Below are 15,550 nucleotides of genomic sequence, written 5' to 3'. Positions count from 1 at the left end.
TTGTGCAAAGTCGGAGCCAGCGGTCATTCGAGTGTTCAGCTTATGTCACTTTGATTCCCGGCCGCGAATTCCGGCCCCGCGCCTGCCCGTGCCTCCCCGGGACTCGTTGCAACGACAAGCATGTGGTGGGGCGTGCCTGCTCTCCGAGAGGGCGGGGGAGCGTGGCGGAACGCCTCTGTGGCGAAACGCCACGCCACACCCATGGGGCGGCGTGCGCCCACCTGATATGAGCACCGCCCATGAGCATGAGCTGGCTGTTGTGGATCCTCCTCTCCTCGCTGACGGGCAGCCCGGTGCTGTCCGCCCTGGCGGTGCTGGCGCTGGTGATCGTGGCGGATCGCTACACGGTGGGCATCCTCCCCAGCCCGCTGCGGGCCATCGGCCGGTGGCAGCGGGCCTCCAAGCTGCAGCGGCTGTTGCAGTCCAACCCCCATGACCGGCGGGCGCGCTACGAGCTGGCGGACCTGTGGGTGCGGCGGGGGAAGTACGCGGCGGCGGTGGAGGTGCTCAAGCCGAACCTGGAGGCGGGCGACGACGACGTGGGGACGCTGTTCCTGCTGGGGGTGGCGTACCTGGGGGCGGGTGACGCGGCGCGGGGTGAGCTGCTGCTGGACGAGGCGGCGAAGCAGGAGCCGGGCTACCAGATGGGGGCGGTGGACCTGGAGCGCGGGCGTTTCCGGCTGGCGCGCGGGGACACGAAGGGCGCCATCGAGTCCCTCCAGCGCCTGCGCGACGCGCGGCAGGGGACGGTGGAGGGGCGGGTACTGCTGGCCCAGGCATTGGACAAGAGCGGCCGGGACGCGGATGCGGCGCTCATGCGCGAGGAGGCCTGGAAGGAGTACGTGGCCGCCCCCGGCTTCCAGCGCCGGCGCGAGCGGCTGTGGGCCTGGCGGGCGCGCCCCAGCCGGCCCCTGGCCTACGGGGTCGCACTGGTGGTGGTGCTCGCCCTCGGCATCTCCGTGTTGAGCCGGGTGACGGCGCCCGAGCCCTCGCCGGACGGCTACGGCTTCTACGACGACCCGGGTATGGCGTCCGACAACGAGTAACCCTGCTAAGCTGAGAGTTCCATGTTTCCGACCCCCGCCCAGGTCCTGAGGCAGCGCGAGGGGGCGCTCGCCGAGACGCCGTTTCCCCTGCTGCTGCACGCGCTGGCCATCGAGGAGCGCACGTGCACGCTGGAGCTGAAGGTGCGCCAGCGCGAGAAGCGCATCACCTTCGAGGATGGCGCGCCGGTGGCGTGCTCCAGCAACCTGCTGCACGAGACGCTGGGCAAGTTCCTGGTGGAGAAGGGCAAGCTGTCCGAGGCGGACTACCAGAAGGGGCTCGCCGAGAGCGTCCAGACGGAGGTGCCCATCGGGGGCCTGCTGGTGCAGAAGGGGCTCATCAGCCCGTTCGACCTGTACAAGCAGATGCAGGCGAACATGGCGATGAAGCTGCTGGACTGCTTCCGGTGGACGGACGCGCGCTTCCGGCTGATCGCCGACATCGAGCCGCCGGACACCAGCGTGCGGATGAACACCTCGCAGCTCATCCTCACGGGCATCTCCACGATGATGCCCTTCGACGAGGTGGCCACGCACTTCACCTTCACGGATGACCGGCGCTTCGCGCAGGTGCCGGGCGTGGAGGGGCCGAGGCTGTCCTCCAAGGACGCGCGGCTCTTCCAGGCGCTGCGCTTCCGGCCCACGTTCACGGAGCTGCAGCAGCGCTCGGGGCTGGACACGGACTCGGCGCTGCGGCGGCTGTATGCCTTCTGCCTGCTGGGCCTGGCGGACTTCGCGGAGGAGGTGGACAAGCGTCCGCCTCCGGCGCCCTCGGCGGTGGCCGCGCAGCCCATGCCCATGCCGGGCCCCGCGCTCACGCCCATGCCGGGCTCGCTCGAGACGGTGGACCCCGCGGCCCTGGTCGCGGCGGCCACGGGACTGCCGTTCTCGGACGAGGACGAGGCGGTGAAGAACGCGCTGCTGAGCGCCTTCATGTCGCACCGGAGCCAGGATCCGTTCGATCTGCTGGGCGTGCCGGAGGACGTGCAGCCGGTGGCGCTGCGCAAGGCGTTCCTGGCGCTGTCGGACAAGTTCTCGCCGTTGCGCTTCCAGACGGCGGATTTGAAGGAGAAGGCGGAGGGGCTGCTGGTGGGGTACGCGAGGGCGTACGGGGCGCTGTCGGAGGCGGAGCAGGCGGCGCTGTGGCGCAAGCGGCGGGCGGCGGCGCGGGAGAAGAAGGTGGGGACGGGGCGGCCGTCGACGGCGGAGCAGTTCCGCATCCGGACGGATCTGCTGGACGCGAGCACCCAGTACGAGGAGGCGCGCAAGCGGCTGAAGGCGGAGAACTACGCGGGCGCCTTCGAGTACTTCGAGTACGCGTGCGACATCGACCCCAAGCCGTTGTACCGGGCCTACCGGGCGTGGGCGCGCTACCTGATGAAGCCGGAGGCCCACGGGAAGCTGGCGCTGCAGGAGCTGCTGGACGTGGTGAAGCAGGATGCGGCGTGCGAGGAGGCGTGGTTCTTCACGGGCGAGGTGTCGCGCGGCGAGGGACAGTGGGCGCAGGCGGAGGATGCGTACCGCAAGGCCTTCAAGCTCAACCCGAAGAACCGGCAGTACGTGGACCTCATCCAGGACACGATGAAGCGCGTGAAGCGCTGACCCCGGCCTTACTGGGGTGAGGGTCAGCGAACCCCCGTGTTTCAGTGCACCACGGTGACCGGCCGCCCAGCGTGCTGAACGACGCGGTCGCTGACGGAGCCGAGCAACCACTTGCCACCGGGGTTGAGGCCGCGAGCGCCGATGACGATGTGGTCGGCGCCGAGCTTGTCGGCCATGGAGACGATGGTGTCGGCGGGGCGGCCGATCTCCACGATCTTCTCCACCTGGGCCTTGGGGAGATCGGCGGCGACCTCATCGAGCATGCGGCGGACGGCGTCCATCTCCTCGGGGGTGCGCTGGGGCCCGGCGATGAGCTCCGAGTCGAGGAAGCCGAGGGCGAGCATGCGAGGGGGCTCGAGGACGAAGAGGAGGGTGATGCGCGAGCCGGTCTGCTGCGCCAGGTCATGGGCGAAGCGCGCCGCCTTGCGAGAGGTCTGCGAGCCATCGATGGCGACGAGGATGTGTTGAATCACGTCTGTTTCTCCAGGCAAGGACGCGGGGGCGAGGAACCCCCTACCGTCAGGGTGGTGCGAGGCACGTCAGGGGCAAGCGGGAGCCCGTTTCCGCCGGAGACGGCGTGGGAGGCGCCCGCCCGGCCGTCTCCTGGGCACGCGGGGCGGTCAAGGCTTCACGGTGGTGACGAACTTCGTCTTCCCGCCCTCGACCTTGAGGATGACGGCCTGCTTCACGGCGTCGCGATTCTTGTCGAGGTTGATGGTACCGCCCACGCCGGGGAAGTCGCGGGTGGCCGCGATGGCGTCGCGGATGGAGGCACCCGACAGGTCGGGCGCGCGCTTCATCGCGTCGATGGCGAGCGAGGCGGCGTCATAGGCGAGGGCGGCCACGCTGTCCGGCACGGCGCCATAGGTGGCCTTGTACTTCGTGATGAACTCCTGCACGCGAGTATCCGGGTTATCCACCGAGTAGTGGTTGGAGTAGTAGCTGCCCTCGATCGCGCTGCCGCCCAGCTCGAAGAGCTTGTCGGACTCCCAGCCATCGCCGCCGAGCAGGGGCACGTTCAGCCCCAGCTCGCGCGCCTGCCGGGCGATGAGGCCCACGTCCGTGTAGTAGCCGGGCACGAAGAGGGCCTCGGGCCGGGCCTGCTTGAAGGCGGTGATCTGCGCGCGGAAGTCCGTGTCGCCCTTGGAGTAGCTCTCGGTGGCGACGATGGCGCCGCCCATCTCGGAGAACTTGCGGCTGAACACGTTCGTCAGTCCCACCGAGTAGTCGCTCTTGTTGTCCTGCAGCACGGCCACCCGGTTGAGCTTCAGGTTCTCGCGGGCGAACTTCGCCATGACGTAGCCCTGGAAGGGGTCGATGAAGCAGACGCGGAAGATGTAGTCACCCCGGCGGGTGACGGCGGGGTTGGTGGAGGTGGGGGTGATCATCGGCACGCCGGCCGCCTGGGCCTTCTCGGCCATGGCCATGGAGTTGGTGGAGGCGGCCTCGCCGAGGATGACGGCGACCTTGTCCTGGGTGATGAGGCGCGTGGCGGCCTGGGCGGCCTCCTCGGGCCTGCCCTGGCTGTCGTAGACGCGCAGCTCCAGCCTCTTGCCCTTCACCCCGCCGGCGGCATTGGCCTCCGCGATGGCCATGGAGATGCCGTTGCGCGCGGAGACGCCGAAGGTGGCCTCGCTGCCGGTGAGGCTGCCCACCTGGCCCAGGAGGAGGGTGTCCGTGTTCGCCGGGGGAGCCCCGGTGGAGGCCGCGGCCGGCGCGGAGGCGGGCGGGGAAGAGGGCGCGGGGGGGGCCTTCTTCTCACAAGCGGCTCCCAGCACGGTGAGTGCGGCGAGCAGCATCGGGACGGCGGAGCGGCGCATGCGTACTTCCTCCACGAATGAAGTCGCCCGCCTTCTAGCGCACTCCCGCCCGGCTGGCGCGCCTCGCCCGTCCGTGCCCACGTTGACACCCGGTGACAGGCCGATTTTCCTTCGGCCACCCCTCAGGAGGACGCCGGGAATGTGGCTTCGGGAGATGACGTGGAGGCTCGTCGCGCTGAGCGCGGCGGGCGTGGTGCTGGCGGCCTGTGGCTCGGGGGGCTATGACCTGACGTGCTCCGGGGCCGAGGACTGCCTCGAGTCCGAGCTCTGCCACCCGACGGACAAGGTCTGCGTGCAGCTGTGTACCACCCTGGGGGACTGCCCCCCGAAGGCCGAGAGCTGCGCGGCGCTGAGCGACCCGAACGGTCCGAGGATCTGCAAGTGCCCTGCAAATACAAAGGGCTGTGTGAGCGACAGGGAGACGTAGCCACCAGGGGTAGACTCCCGGGCTGAGGGCGAGGGGACCTCCGAGGACGCTTGAGGCCGATGAATGAGCGATGAGACGGGTGAGGGCCGGGGCCCCTCGTATGATGCGCAGCAGGATCTGGAGAGCCGGGTGCCCCTGGCGACGCCGGAGTACACCACGCGCGGCATCCTGTTCCTGGCCACGTTGACGGCCGTGCGGGAGATCGGCGGCGAGGCGATGGTGAAGCGCTGCCTGGAGGCGAGCGGGGAGCGGGAGTTCGTGGAGTTCTTCAACTACCCCACGCGCGCGCTCGTGCTGATGCTGGGCGCCGCGGCGGGGCAGTTGAGCGCCAGCCTGGGCGGCTACGCGGAGGTGCTGCGGTACATCGCGAAGCGGACCGTGGAGCTCTACATGACGTCCGTGGTGGGCCGGTCCGCGCAACTGGTGTCCGCGACGGACCCCATGCGCCTGGTGCGCACCCTGGAGGAGCTCTACAAGGTCTCCATGGCCTACTCGGTGCCGACGGTGGTCTGGAAGGGGCCCAAGCGAGGAGTCCTCAGCGTCCAATGCACCTTCACGCCCCTCGCGTACCACGAGGGCGGGGCCATCACCCTCGGGTCCATGCTGGGGTTGAAGAACGTGGAGGCCCGCGCCCGGGCCACGGGGCCGCTCAGTCTGGATCTGGAGATCTCCTGGGAGTGAGCGGGGCGCGTGGGCTCAGCGGCGGGTGAGCTCGAGGTAGATGAGGTTCTCGGTCTCGTCCCGGAAGAGCGCCTGCCGGCGGAGCTGGCTCCTGGGAATGTCGCTCATCCAGGCCGCCACCTCGGACTCGTCGCGGTAGATGAGCCACCAGTCCATGCAGGCCTCCATGTACGCCTTGAAGGCGGAGTCCTTGTGCGGGTCGGCGTAGTTGGCCAGCAGCAGCCGTCCACCGGGGCGCAGCATGGAGAAGAGCTGGGCCGTCAGGCGGATGGCGATGGGCTGCGGGAGGTAGTCGTAGAGCCCGGACGCGTAGACGAGGTCCATGTCCTCGAAGCGCAACTGGTTGCGCAGGATGTCCTTCACGGAGCCGGCTATTGGCTTGACGCCCAGGTGTCCGAGCTCGCTGTCGATCACTCCCAGGCTCCGCGGATCCTGATCCACCGCGAGGAACTCGCCCACCCGCCGCTGCTGCACGGCCCGCGAGCGCCGGGACTCGCGCAGGTGGCCGCACGCCACGGAGAGGATGCGGGCATCGGCTCGCTCCTCCGACACGCTGTCGATGAACCGCGCCAGATAGTCCCTGCGCCCCCGGAGGGAGGCGGTGCTCGTCTGCGCGCACAAGAACCGGTTGAGCTCCACCCCGGTGGGCGTGGTGCCGAGGCGCTCGGGTGCATGGTCCTCGTAGACGAAGTCGAGCATCACCGCATCACCGGCGTAGCGGCGAGGCTTCTCGAAGCCCCGGCGGGTGAACGGCTCCTGCCGGACGAGGGAATGCACGGGGTGGAGGCGGCACGTCTCGATGCAGAAGCGCCGCCAGTCCTCCGGGACGAGCGTGGCGCGCGCATGACCGAGGGACGAGAGCAGGGTGTGCATGCCTCGGGGGATGTCCCCGCCCAGAATCCGCGCATGGGCCAGGTCCAATCCTTCCATCAGGGGAGCCCGCCACGGCGAGCCCCAGTCCTGGGTCACGTCCAGTTCGTGCGAGTTGTCATTCACCTGAAGCGCGTGTTCCCGCATGTCGACTCTCGTTGGCTCGCCCCCCTCGCCCCCCCGGGCAATGGCTTGCATCGCCCGGGGGTCCGTTTGTGTGAGCTGATGCCCACGTTGAGTAAAATGACTTGTGACGGTCCGCCTCTTCCTCGGGACATGCCCCCTGCCTGCTGCCCTGGCGGGACCGGGCGGGAGAGGAATCATCCGCGCGGGGCTCGGAGCACCTTGCTCGCGACGGCGTCGAAGAGGAGGTTGGGCACGAACTTCGCTACGCCGACGGCGCGGGCCATCTGCCAGGGGAAGCCGTACTCGGCCTCGGCGCGCAGGATGGCCTGGCCCATCAACTCCACGGCCGCGTCCGCCTCGAGGAGGAAGGGCATGGTGTGCTGGATGTGGGCGGTCATCTCGGTCTTCACGAAGCCGGGCTTGATGCAGGTGACGCGCACCTGGGTGCCCCGCAGGTCCACGCGCAGGCTCTCCAGGAAGGTGTTGAGGAAGGCCTTGGAGGCCGAGTAGGCCGCGTTCTGGGGAAGGCCCCGGCAGCTGGCGAGGCTGGAGACGCCCACCAGGTGCCCGCGGTTGCGCTCCACCATGCGCGGCAGCACGGCGGACAGCGTGGCGGCGGCGCCGGTGACGTTCACGTCGATGACCTTCCTCGCGTGCTCCCAGGGAAAGTCCCGGGCGTTCGTCTGTCCGCCCACGCCCGCGTTGGCCACCACCAGGTCCAGTCCACCACAGGCCTCGTCCAGTGCGCGGATGCGCTCGAGCGTGGCATCCGCGTGGGAGACATCCAATTCCACGGGCTCGACGTGGGCACCGGCCGCCCGGGCCTCCTGCGCGAGTTCCTCCAGGTGGGCGCGGCGCCGGGCGGCGGCGTACACCTTCACGCCCCGCTTGCCCAACCACAACGCCAGACCGCGTCCGAGGCCGCTGGAGGCCCCCGTCACCAGCGCCGTCCGATAGCTCATCTCGTTCATGGCTTCCTCCTGGAGGAGGAGCCTGAGGCGGGGGCGTGGAAGCGGCCAGCACGGGGGGCCGCATCTGTTCTCCACGTGAATCCGGCGGGCGCCGTGGCGCTGTCTTCCCCGCCCGGTGTGTCAACCCCCCCGAACGGGGGGGAGACGGCGGTGCCCCGAGGTCTGTACGGAAAGGGGTATCCCATCCACCCCCTGCCACGGAGCAACCGGATGAATCGCGAGTCACGTGAACGGACACTCACCTCCCAGCTGGTGGAGGCTTTGACCAGTTCCCTGGACCTCTCGGAGGTGTTCGCCAATGCCGAGGCCGTGCTGCTCCGGCTGCTGCCGGCGGACTACATGGCGCTGTGCGTCTCCAGGCCGGGCCGGCCGGGGGATTACGACTGGTGGGTGACGAAGATGCCGGCTCCGTTCCTCGCCCACTACCCCGAGCTGGCCGAGCATGACTTCGTGCGCAGCGCGGTGGTGCGCAGGCCCAACGTGGTGTTGCGGGACGTGGAGATGGTGCCGCGGCGCAAGGTGCTGGAGCGCAGCCGGTGGTACCAGTACTGCCGCGAGCTGGGCATGCCGCTGGAGCACGTGATGTCGGTGTTGCTGGACGTGAAGGGCGGGGCCCATGGAGGCCTCACCTTCTACCGGGAGCGGCGCCGGCCATTCTCCAAACGGGAGCAGGCGCGTCTCCAGGGCCTGACGCGCTTGCTGACCCAGACGGTGCGCAATTGCCGGATGTACGGCGAGGTGGCGGCGCGCGGTCAGGTGCTGGACGCGTTCTTCCAGCACCGGGGAGCCAGGTGCATCGTGCGGGCCGAGCCCTTCCTCGAGGAACTGCGGACGCCGCCCACCACCGCGTTGCTGGAGAAGTGGTTCCGTCCGTCCGAGCGGGTGGGTCCTTCGGCTCTTCCCACGGTGCTGGTGGAGCGGCTCGCTATGCTGACGGCCAGGGGAGGCGCCGGGGGAACCGGCCTGGACGTCTGGGAGCGAGCGGGTGAGGAGCGGGGCCTGGCGGGAGAGGACCTGCGGGTGACCTTCACCCGGCTGCCGATACGGGGTGGCCAACAGTTCTGGGCATTGGAGTTCCAGGAACTGCCGCGTGCCATCCCGGTTCCCGAGGCATGGCGTCGGCTGCTCACGGAGCGGGAAGTCGAGGTGGTGAGCCATGTGCTCCAGGGTTGGGACAACCAACTCATCGCCGACCACCTGGGCCTCGCGCTGGCAACGGTGAAGAAGCATCTGCAGAACATCTTCGACAAACTCGGGGTGGAGGGCCGGCCGGCGCTCATCTGCCGGGCGGCTTTGAGTCGATAACCAAGCTGAGAGCGCGAAGAGGGTGGCGGCAGTGCCCCCTCTTCGCTGTCAGTAGCAGGCACATCCCGCGGGTTTGGAGCACGTGTAGCTGGAGTTGATGCAGCTATCGCCGCACGGCTTGCTGCTTCCTCCACAGTGCTTGCAGCAGACCCTCCCGCCGCTACCGCTCCCCGCACTGCTGACCGCGCGGACGCTGATGGGAATGGAGAGGGAGGAGCTCAGCCCCTGTGTGTCGCTCGCCGTGCAACCCAGCTGCAGTGAGGCCCCGGAAGATGGCGCCGTCCAGGAGATGGCGCCATCCGCGAGGGACGAGAAGGCGCCACCGGGCGCGGTCCATTCCAGGCGGATGGTGTCACCTGGATTCCGGTCTCGGGCCGTGGCGCGGAGCGTGACGGTGCTGCCCGCGCGGACTTCCGCCGGGTGTGCTGTCAGGGAGGTGAGGATGGGTGCCTCGGGCTGGGTCGCGGTCGAGGCCGTGAGCTCATCCAAGGTGATGAAGACGAGTGTGTCCTCACCGTCCGCGAGGACGACGCCTGCCGCCCGGCCCGTGTACAGCCGAGCCCCACCGGCATCCAACGCGACGGCATCGAAGGTCCTGTCGGTGCCTTCCGCGAGACCGGAGAGGATCCCGCTCCACTGAATCGAGGACCCGGTGAGGTCCTTCGTGACGGCGTCCTCTCCGGGGGCGTTCACCGTGACCTGTACCTTCGCCACGGTGTTTGACGATATCCCCCGTCGAAGCAGGACCGTCACCTGGGCCGAGCTGGATGAACAGCCCGCCAGGAGCAGCAAGGCGACGACGACCCACCCTGTCGAATGGAACTGGTTCATCCGCATCACCCGCGAACCGCACAGGTCCAGTTCGGATAATCGTCGCTCTTGTGCCGATTGTTCTCCCACTGGAGAGGCTGGAGATTGGACAGTTCGTCACCGCCTCCTTTGGCGACTGGCTTCCTGTGATCGATTTCCCAGCCCATCGGACTGCTGGTGTTGCCGTACTGGTCCTTCTTCATCAACGCGCCACACGCGTCTTTTCTGTACTGCTCGGCGGGCTTGCCTGTCACAACCGTGCCCTTCTGCCAGACGACATCGATCTCACTCTGGGAAAAGGCTCCACCTCTCGACGTCGTTCCTACTTTGCGCATGTGGGTTCTCCTGGCCATTGCTCTGGAGCATGGCCATGTGCTGCCGATGGGCTCCGGTTCGCCTCGAGCGCACCAGTGCCTGTCAGTGCTCGACGCGCAAGATGCGTCACGACGGCGGCGGCGTCTGTACCACTCAGGAAGTACGTGCCGGGTGCCTCCACGGCAGCAAGCTTGTGTCGTGGAACGCCGAAACAGCCGTTTGTCCATACCACTGGAGGGGTACAGACAGCGGGATCCATCTCCCCCAACCTCTCCCGCCGCGCGTAGACCTCGTCCGTCGAACTTCAGGGGTCCGGTACCGAAGAAGGGGGTGCGACACAATGAACGCATGGGCGAATGAGTCCTGGCGAGGAGAGGGGATGAGCCAACCACCACCGACGGACGAGAAGCTTCTGCATGAGCGTGTGCTCCGGAAGGATCCCGTGGTTTCCACCGAGGTCTTCAAGACGTACGTGGACCAGATCGTCGACGTCTTGACGAAGCATCTGGGCTGTGACGAGGACGACGCCAATCAGTGTGCGGTCGATGTGGTCTTCAGTTACCTCACCAATCCCAAGCGGTATGACCCGGGAAAGGGTCGTCTGGGTGCCTACCTGACGCAGGCCGCCAAATACCGGGCGTTGGACAAGCGTCGTGCGGCGGACGCACGGGAGCGGAGAAATCAAAAATACGGCAGTGATGTCGAACGTAGGGCGACGTCTCCGAAGGAGGTGGTGGAGAACTCCGTGGAGGCGAAGCGCATCATGGAACGGCTCGAAAAGCGCCAGGTCCTGAAGAGTGAGCGGGATCGGAAGGCCGTCAGGCGCATCCTGATGGGAGAGGGCTCGACCAAGCGGCTGGCGGAGGAACTGGAACTGGGTCCGCTACCGAGGGACGAGCTGAAGCGCGAGGTGAAGCGGCATCGGGACCGCCTCATGAAGTTGCTGGAGCGTTTTGGGCAGTCACTGGAGCGTGGTGGAAAGGAGGAGTCCGATGACGAATCCTAAGTGGCTCGCGGTCGCGGCCCGGAGCAGCGGGCAGCACGACTGGACGCTCGGCTATGTCTTCGAGCAGTACCGCAAGTACGAGAACAAGTCCGCCGAGGCGCTCGCGGAGGAACTGGGCTGCTCGCCGGACACGCTCGCGTGGTTGTCCCTGTGCCGGCGTCCCAGCGAGGAGCACTTCGCCGAGCACCTGGAGGAGATCGGCAAGCGTTTCGAGGTGGAACCCCACCGGCTCGCGGCCGTGATCCGGCACGTCGAGTTCCTGGATGTCCTTCCCGAGCGCCGGGACGCGGAGGAGGAGGGTGAGGAGTCCTTCCTGCTCGCGGCGAGAGATCACACCGACGAGGACGACGAGACGAACTCATGATTGAGACCTGGCTGCAGGAAGCCGTGGACGCATGCCGTCTGCCGTCCTTCCCGTCGCTGAGCGAGCTGTCCAAGAAGATCAGCGTGGTGCTTCCCATTCGCCTGTTGGCCATGCCGGGTCTCACCTGCGGCATGGCGCGAGACTGGCTGGACTCGAAGGGGCGCGCGCATGGTGGGTTGCCGCGCACGAGCCGCCGTCTGCATGGGTGCATGGTAGCGCATGCGGGCTGGGGAGCTCTCTTCTACGACGAGAAGGACAAAGAGCTCCAGCAACGCTTCACCCTGGTGCACGAAGTGGCGCACTTCGTGCTCGATCACCATCTGCCTCGGGCCCGCGCATTTCGTACCCTGGGGGAGGATATCCGTCCTGCCCTCGATCGCACGGACGCCAGTGCTCCCCACGAGTCCCTGTTCCTGACGCTCCAGCGGATTCCTTCCGGCGTCCAGGTCCGGTTCATCGAGCGCAATGCCTCGGGCGACCCCTGCACGGGCAAGGCCATGGAGTCGGAGCTGCGGGCGGATCGCCTCACCTATGAGCTGCTGGCTCCTGCTCGGGAAGCACTTCCCCTGGTGCGGGACCTCGGCCGGCAGGAGGCGGAGCACGAGCTGGCCTCGCGATTCGGGCTCCCGGTGAGAGAGGCCCGGGCCTACGTCCGGTTGTTGTTGGCGCGGGAACCCTCGCGCCGTCCCTTCTTTCTGAAGCTCACGCCCACGGAGGAGCGGTAACGATGGAAGACGGCAATCCGCCAGATGGAGAGAGGGGATTCATCGGAGATGAGGATTACCGGAAGAGCCTGGGGGAGGATCTCTCCACCACGCTCGATTTGCGCACCTGGGAGAAGGGGTGGGAGGTCGAGCGATTGATCTCCCGCATCCGCACGCAGGTTTCCAGTGCGGAGACCGCGGAAGCGCACATCCGCGCCACCATCCGCCAGGAAGTCTTTCCCGACCTCAAGCGGCAGACCCGGATTCCCGAGGCGGGTGTCTATGAAGCCAGTCCCGACAGGTTGAAGACCATTTTCGAGAGTCGGCTCTTCACGGGACGGGTGGAGGCGGTGAGTAGCATCGCCGCGTTCCATGACAGCCTGGCGCTGGGCATTACCCAGATTGCCGTGGCCATCGTGGGCTACGGGGGCGTATCCGGCACCTTCTCCCAGCGCCTGTACCGCAAGGACGTGAGCGCGCGCACCCCGGACACGATGAAGGTGGTGCAGGACTGTCTGAAGCGGCGGCACGAGCGCGGTATGCGGGACGACCTGTCCATGCTGATGCGCCGCTACATCCGGGCCTATGCCGAGCGGGCCCTCCTCCTGGACAGGTCGCAGGCGGAATGGCTCATCGGACCGGGCAATCCCTGCTCGCGGGAGATGCTCTCCGGCGCCAATTACAGGCCTTTGTTGAGTGCCTCGCTCGACGTGATGAAGCGGCTCATCCGGCACCACAAGAAGTTCGTGTTCGTGCCCCGGGAACTGGACGAGGAGGGATACCTGACGATTGGCAGTGCGTTGAAGCCAGGCGAGTACGCCATCCTCCATACGCTCGAGGAGGACAGCAGCTACTTCGTCCGGCGGTGGCACTACGACGGCCGGATGGGGGAGGAGGCGCTCGCCTTCGTGAAGGAGTACTGCCCGGAGGTCTTCATCGGACTGTTCCGGGCCTCGGAGCAGACTCCGCCGCGGCTCTTCTACGCGCACCGGGAGCACGTGCACATCGCGGCCCACCTGGCTCTGGCCGACAGCATCGTGCGGCCCGATCGGGGCTTCCCGATGCTCCTCGATGTCGCGGACGCCTCATGCCGTGGCGTCTTCGGTTCGGAAACCTTCCTGGGCCTGGTGAACGACGCCTACACGCGCGCGGGCTCGAAGCATCACCTCCTCGGCGGACGCTGACGGGAGAACCAGACACATGGCTGATGACAAGACTCCGAAGTCTCCGGGCACGGGTGTGCCTTCCAACGGCGCGACCCGCCCGGCGTCTCCTTCGAACACCCCCAGGGCGCCCACTCCGCCGGCCACCACGGCTCCCCGGACCGTGCCTGCCCGTCCCACGGCTCCTCCAGGTTCCAACGTCGTCCGGCCGCCGGCTCCCGGTTCGCAGACGCCGGCCCAGGGCACTCCGTCACCTTCTTCCGGGACGGGCCCCGCGCGTGGTGTGCCCGCGCGTCCATCGCAGCCGGCTCCCACGATGGCCGCGGCACCTCCGGCGGCGGACGCGACTCGTGGCGAGCGTGCTCGTCCCGCCACGCCGGTGGAGCAGAAGGCACCACCGGTTCCGGAGAAGGACGTTCCGGCCAATGAGATCGTCCGGGAGCTCCCGGAGGAGGTGTTCGGAGCGTTCGAGGAGCTTCAGCAGGACGCCCACCGGGTGAACGAGACGCTGGATCCCGAGCTCGAGCAGGCGGTGGGCTTCACCCACTTCGACAGCGGCTCGAGCCAGGACAACCTCGTCACCGTCCTGATGACGCGGGATGATCTCCACAAGTTGGCGTCCCAGACGCTCGTGCGGGTGAAGTCCAAGGAGGACAAGCACAACTACCTGGGCCTGGTGGTCCGTGGCCCCTTCGCCGAGCCGGATGCCGTCTCCGCCAGCTCCACCATCGCCGTGGGCGTGGTGGTCCAGGGCAAGAAGCTCACCTATACCTTCGACTACCACGGGCGTGCCGAGATCGAGATCCTCGGCGAGGAGCTCGACGGGAAGCTGGTGCCTCCGGGCCGCCGGCCCCGGCCGAAGAGCCCCGTCTTCCTGCTCGATGAAGCGGAGAGCGAGCGTGTGCTCGGCATGAAGGGGGACCTGCGTCTGGGAATGGTGGTGGGCTACAAGAACATGGAAGCCCGCTTCGATCCCATGGACAAGTCCGTCCTGCCCCGCCACACGGGCATCATCGGAACGACGGGCGGAGGCAAGTCCACGACCGTCGCGACGCTCATCCACCGGGCGCAGCAGGCGGGAATCGCCACCATCGTCTTCGACGTGGAGGGCGAATACACGCATGTGGACAAGCCCACCGATGACCCGGCGATGAGAGAGGCGCTCAGGCGCCGCAAGCAGAATCCCGAGGGGGTGAAGGAGCTGCACATCCACCACCTGATGGGCCGGGACAGCCGCAATCCCAAGCACAGGAACCTGCACCCCTTCGCGCTGAACTTCTCGAGCCTCTCGCCCTACGCCATCTCGGAGATCCTCGGCCTGTCCGAGGCCCAGCAGGAGCGTTTCCACAAGGCCTACGACGTCACGAAGCTGTTGCTGGAGGAGCTGGGCATCTACCCGAGGACCGCCGAGGAGCGTCAGCAGGTGTTGGAACTCGACGAGCTGTCCACGGGCTATCCGCGCATGACCATCCAGCACCTGCTGGACGTCGTGAGCACCTATATCTACAGCCTGAGTGACGAGGGGAAGGCGGAGACCCGGAGCCGCTCGAAGTCCTCGTCCCGGAAGTCGAGCAGCTCCTCGGAAGCGGGGGAGGGCGCCGAGGCGGAGGGCGCGGAGCCGGTCCAGCCGAGCATTCCTCCGCTGTACAGCGAGTTCAAGAACCACTTCGGCCGGGTGATGGGCCGGGTGATGGCCCATGCGAGCCGGAACGAGATCAGCTGGAAGGCGCTGGCCAGCAAGCTCCACTCCCTGCGCCGCCTCAAGCTGTTCGATGTCGGCTCGGCACCCGGGGTGGACTACGGCTCGATGCTGACTCCGGGGCGGGTGTCGGTGATCGACTTGTCGGATACGGACTCGCCGCAGCTCAACAACCTCGTCATCGCGGACATCCTCCGCGGGCTGCAGGAGATGCAGGAGGCGCGCTACCAGCGGGCCAGTGAGCAGGGACAGGCCATCACGCCGGTGCTCATCATCATCGAGGAGGCGCACGAGTTCCTGTCGGCCAGCCGCATCTCGCAGATGCCCGTGCTGTTCGAGCAGGTGGCCCGGATCGCCAAGCGTGGCCGCAAGCGGTGGTTGGGGCTCGTCTTCGTCACCCAGCTGCCCCAGCACCTTCCCAGCGAGGTGCTGGGCCTGCTCAACAACTTCATCATCCACAAGATCACCGACAGCGCGGTCATCTCCCGGATGCAGAAGACGGCGGGCACCATCGACGAGAGCCTCTGGAACAAGGTGTCCAGTCTCGCGCCCGGGCAGGCGCTCGTCTCGTTCAGCAGCTTCACCCGGCCGTTGATGGTCGCGGTGGATCCGGCCCCGGTGAAGCGGCTCCTCGTGGAGTAGCC

At 67.7% G+C, this 15,550-nt stretch carries 16 protein-coding genes; 10 read left to right on the top strand and 6 right to left on the bottom strand.

What is annotated here, in order from left to right:
* Positions 1-239 precede the first annotated feature (239 nt).
* Positions 240-1,046 (top strand): tetratricopeptide repeat protein, encoded by an 807-nt coding sequence (locus AC16DP_RS19110; protein WP_329735082.1) that lies wholly within the window; start codon positions 240-242, stop codon positions 1,044-1,046.
* Positions 1,047-1,067: 21 nt separating this feature from the next.
* The gene (locus tag AC16DP_RS19105; protein ID WP_329735081.1) at positions 1,068-2,645 is read left to right on the top strand and encodes a DUF4388 domain-containing protein; all 1,578 of its coding nucleotides are present in this window, start codon (positions 1,068-1,070) and stop codon (positions 2,643-2,645) included.
* 41 nt (positions 2,646-2,686) lie between these two features.
* Here AC16DP_RS19105 and AC16DP_RS19100 read toward each other — a convergent pair whose 3' ends face one another.
* Complete coding sequence (locus AC16DP_RS19100) at positions 2,687-3,118, bottom strand: universal stress protein (protein ID WP_329735080.1); 432 nt, start codon at positions 3,116-3,118, stop codon at positions 2,687-2,689.
* Between the two features lie 147 nt (positions 3,119-3,265).
* Complete coding sequence (locus AC16DP_RS19095; RefSeq protein ID WP_329735079.1) at positions 3,266-4,465, bottom strand: ABC transporter substrate-binding protein; 1,200 nt, start codon at positions 4,463-4,465, stop codon at positions 3,266-3,268.
* Between the two features lie 139 nt (positions 4,466-4,604).
* Between AC16DP_RS19095 and AC16DP_RS19090 the strand changes: the two genes are divergently transcribed.
* Complete coding sequence (locus AC16DP_RS19090) at positions 4,605-4,892, top strand: hypothetical protein (protein ID WP_329735078.1); 288 nt, start codon at positions 4,605-4,607, stop codon at positions 4,890-4,892.
* Positions 4,893-4,955: 63 nt separating this feature from the next.
* Positions 4,956-5,573 carry a TIGR02265 family protein gene (locus AC16DP_RS19085; protein WP_329735077.1) on the top strand — a complete coding sequence of 206 codons (618 nt, stop codon included), beginning with the start codon at positions 4,956-4,958 and terminating at the stop codon, positions 5,571-5,573.
* A gap of 15 nt (positions 5,574-5,588) precedes the next feature.
* Here AC16DP_RS19085 and AC16DP_RS19080 read toward each other — a convergent pair whose 3' ends face one another.
* Both AC16DP_RS19080 and AC16DP_RS19075 read right to left on the bottom strand, forming a co-directional pair.
* Positions 5,589-6,590, bottom strand: a complete 1,002-nt coding sequence (locus AC16DP_RS19080; RefSeq protein WP_329735076.1) for a class I SAM-dependent methyltransferase — start codon at positions 6,588-6,590, stop codon at positions 5,589-5,591.
* A gap of 173 nt (positions 6,591-6,763) precedes the next feature.
* Positions 6,764-7,540 carry an SDR family NAD(P)-dependent oxidoreductase gene (locus AC16DP_RS19075; protein ID WP_329735075.1) on the bottom strand — a complete coding sequence of 259 codons (777 nt, stop codon included), beginning with the start codon at positions 7,538-7,540 and terminating at the stop codon, positions 6,764-6,766.
* Positions 7,541-7,750: 210 nt separating this feature from the next.
* Here AC16DP_RS19075 and AC16DP_RS19070 point away from each other — a divergent pair, with 210 nt between their 5' ends.
* Positions 7,751-8,845 (top strand): helix-turn-helix transcriptional regulator, encoded by a 1,095-nt coding sequence (locus AC16DP_RS19070; RefSeq protein ID WP_329735074.1) that lies wholly within the window; start codon positions 7,751-7,753, stop codon positions 8,843-8,845.
* A 48-nt stretch (positions 8,846-8,893) separates the two neighbouring features.
* Here AC16DP_RS19070 and AC16DP_RS19065 read toward each other — a convergent pair whose 3' ends face one another.
* Together AC16DP_RS19065 and AC16DP_RS19060 are read right to left on the bottom strand one after the other, a co-directional pair.
* Positions 8,894-9,559, bottom strand: a complete 666-nt coding sequence (locus tag AC16DP_RS19065) for an Ig-like domain-containing protein (RefSeq protein WP_329735073.1) — start codon at positions 9,557-9,559, stop codon at positions 8,894-8,896.
* A gap of 122 nt (positions 9,560-9,681) precedes the next feature.
* Entirely contained in the window at positions 9,682-9,990 is a 309-nt protein-coding gene (locus AC16DP_RS19060) for an HNH endonuclease signature motif containing protein (RefSeq protein ID WP_329735072.1), read from the bottom strand.
* Positions 9,991-10,349: 359 nt separating this feature from the next.
* Between AC16DP_RS19060 and AC16DP_RS19055 the strand changes: the two genes are divergently transcribed.
* The 5 genes from AC16DP_RS19055 to AC16DP_RS19035 all read left to right on the top strand — a co-directional run bounded on the left by AC16DP_RS19055 (position 10,350) and on the right by AC16DP_RS19035 (position 15,548).
* The gene (locus AC16DP_RS19055; protein ID WP_329735071.1) at positions 10,350-10,976 is read left to right on the top strand and encodes an RNA polymerase sigma factor; all 627 of its coding nucleotides are present in this window, start codon (positions 10,350-10,352) and stop codon (positions 10,974-10,976) included.
* A complete protein-coding gene (locus AC16DP_RS19050) occupies positions 10,963-11,340 on the top strand; it encodes a hypothetical protein (RefSeq protein WP_329735070.1) in 378 nt (125 codons plus the stop codon). The genes AC16DP_RS19055 and AC16DP_RS19050 overlap by 14 nt, the downstream gene beginning before the upstream one ends.
* Positions 11,337-12,065 (top strand): ImmA/IrrE family metallo-endopeptidase, encoded by a 729-nt coding sequence (locus AC16DP_RS19045; RefSeq protein ID WP_329735069.1) that lies wholly within the window; start codon positions 11,337-11,339, stop codon positions 12,063-12,065. Before AC16DP_RS19050 ends, AC16DP_RS19045 begins: the two co-directional genes overlap by 4 nt.
* A gap of 2 nt (positions 12,066-12,067) precedes the next feature.
* On the top strand, positions 12,068-13,228 hold the full coding sequence (locus tag AC16DP_RS19040) for a hypothetical protein (RefSeq protein WP_329735068.1): 1,161 nt from the start codon (positions 12,068-12,070) through the stop codon (positions 13,226-13,228).
* A 295-nt stretch (positions 13,229-13,523) separates the two neighbouring features.
* The gene (locus AC16DP_RS19035) at positions 13,524-15,548 is read left to right on the top strand and encodes an ATP-binding protein (protein WP_329735067.1); all 2,025 of its coding nucleotides are present in this window, start codon (positions 13,524-13,526) and stop codon (positions 15,546-15,548) included.
* The last annotated feature ends 2 nt before the right edge of the window (positions 15,549-15,550 follow it).

It is taken from the genome of Archangium sp. (assembly GCF_057119385.1).
Note: the sequence above shows the minus strand (reverse complement) of the source record. Positions and strands in the feature narration are given on the sequence as shown.

Coding starts and splice junctions, on each gene's coding strand:
- AC16DP_RS19075 (WP_329735075.1), bottom strand. CDS start 7,540: ATGAACGAGATGAGCTATCGGACGGCGCTGGTGACGGGGGCCTCCAGC.
- AC16DP_RS19055 (WP_329735071.1), top strand. CDS start 10,350: ATGAGCCAACCACCACCGACGGACGAGAAGCTTCTGCATGAGCGTGTG.
- AC16DP_RS19050 (WP_329735070.1), top strand. CDS start 10,963: ATGACGAATCCTAAGTGGCTCGCGGTCGCGGCCCGGAGCAGCGGGCAG.
- AC16DP_RS19070 (WP_329735074.1), top strand. CDS start 7,751: ATGAATCGCGAGTCACGTGAACGGACACTCACCTCCCAGCTGGTGGAG.
- AC16DP_RS19085 (WP_329735077.1), top strand. CDS start 4,956: ATGAGCGATGAGACGGGTGAGGGCCGGGGCCCCTCGTATGATGCGCAG.
- AC16DP_RS19090 (WP_329735078.1), top strand. CDS start 4,605: ATGTGGCTTCGGGAGATGACGTGGAGGCTCGTCGCGCTGAGCGCGGCG.
- AC16DP_RS19110 (WP_329735082.1), top strand. CDS start 240: ATGAGCATGAGCTGGCTGTTGTGGATCCTCCTCTCCTCGCTGACGGGC.
- AC16DP_RS19105 (WP_329735081.1), top strand. CDS start 1,068: ATGTTTCCGACCCCCGCCCAGGTCCTGAGGCAGCGCGAGGGGGCGCTC.
- AC16DP_RS19060 (WP_329735072.1), bottom strand. CDS start 9,990: ATGCGCAAAGTAGGAACGACGTCGAGAGGTGGAGCCTTTTCCCAGAGT.
- AC16DP_RS19045 (WP_329735069.1), top strand. CDS start 11,337: ATGATTGAGACCTGGCTGCAGGAAGCCGTGGACGCATGCCGTCTGCCG.
- AC16DP_RS19035 (WP_329735067.1), top strand. CDS start 13,524: ATGGCCGCGGCACCTCCGGCGGCGGACGCGACTCGTGGCGAGCGTGCT.
- AC16DP_RS19040 (WP_329735068.1), top strand. CDS start 12,068: ATGGAAGACGGCAATCCGCCAGATGGAGAGAGGGGATTCATCGGAGAT.
- AC16DP_RS19095 (WP_329735079.1), bottom strand. CDS start 4,465: ATGCGCCGCTCCGCCGTCCCGATGCTGCTCGCCGCACTCACCGTGCTG.
- AC16DP_RS19080 (WP_329735076.1), bottom strand. CDS start 6,590: ATGCGGGAACACGCGCTTCAGGTGAATGACAACTCGCACGAACTGGAC.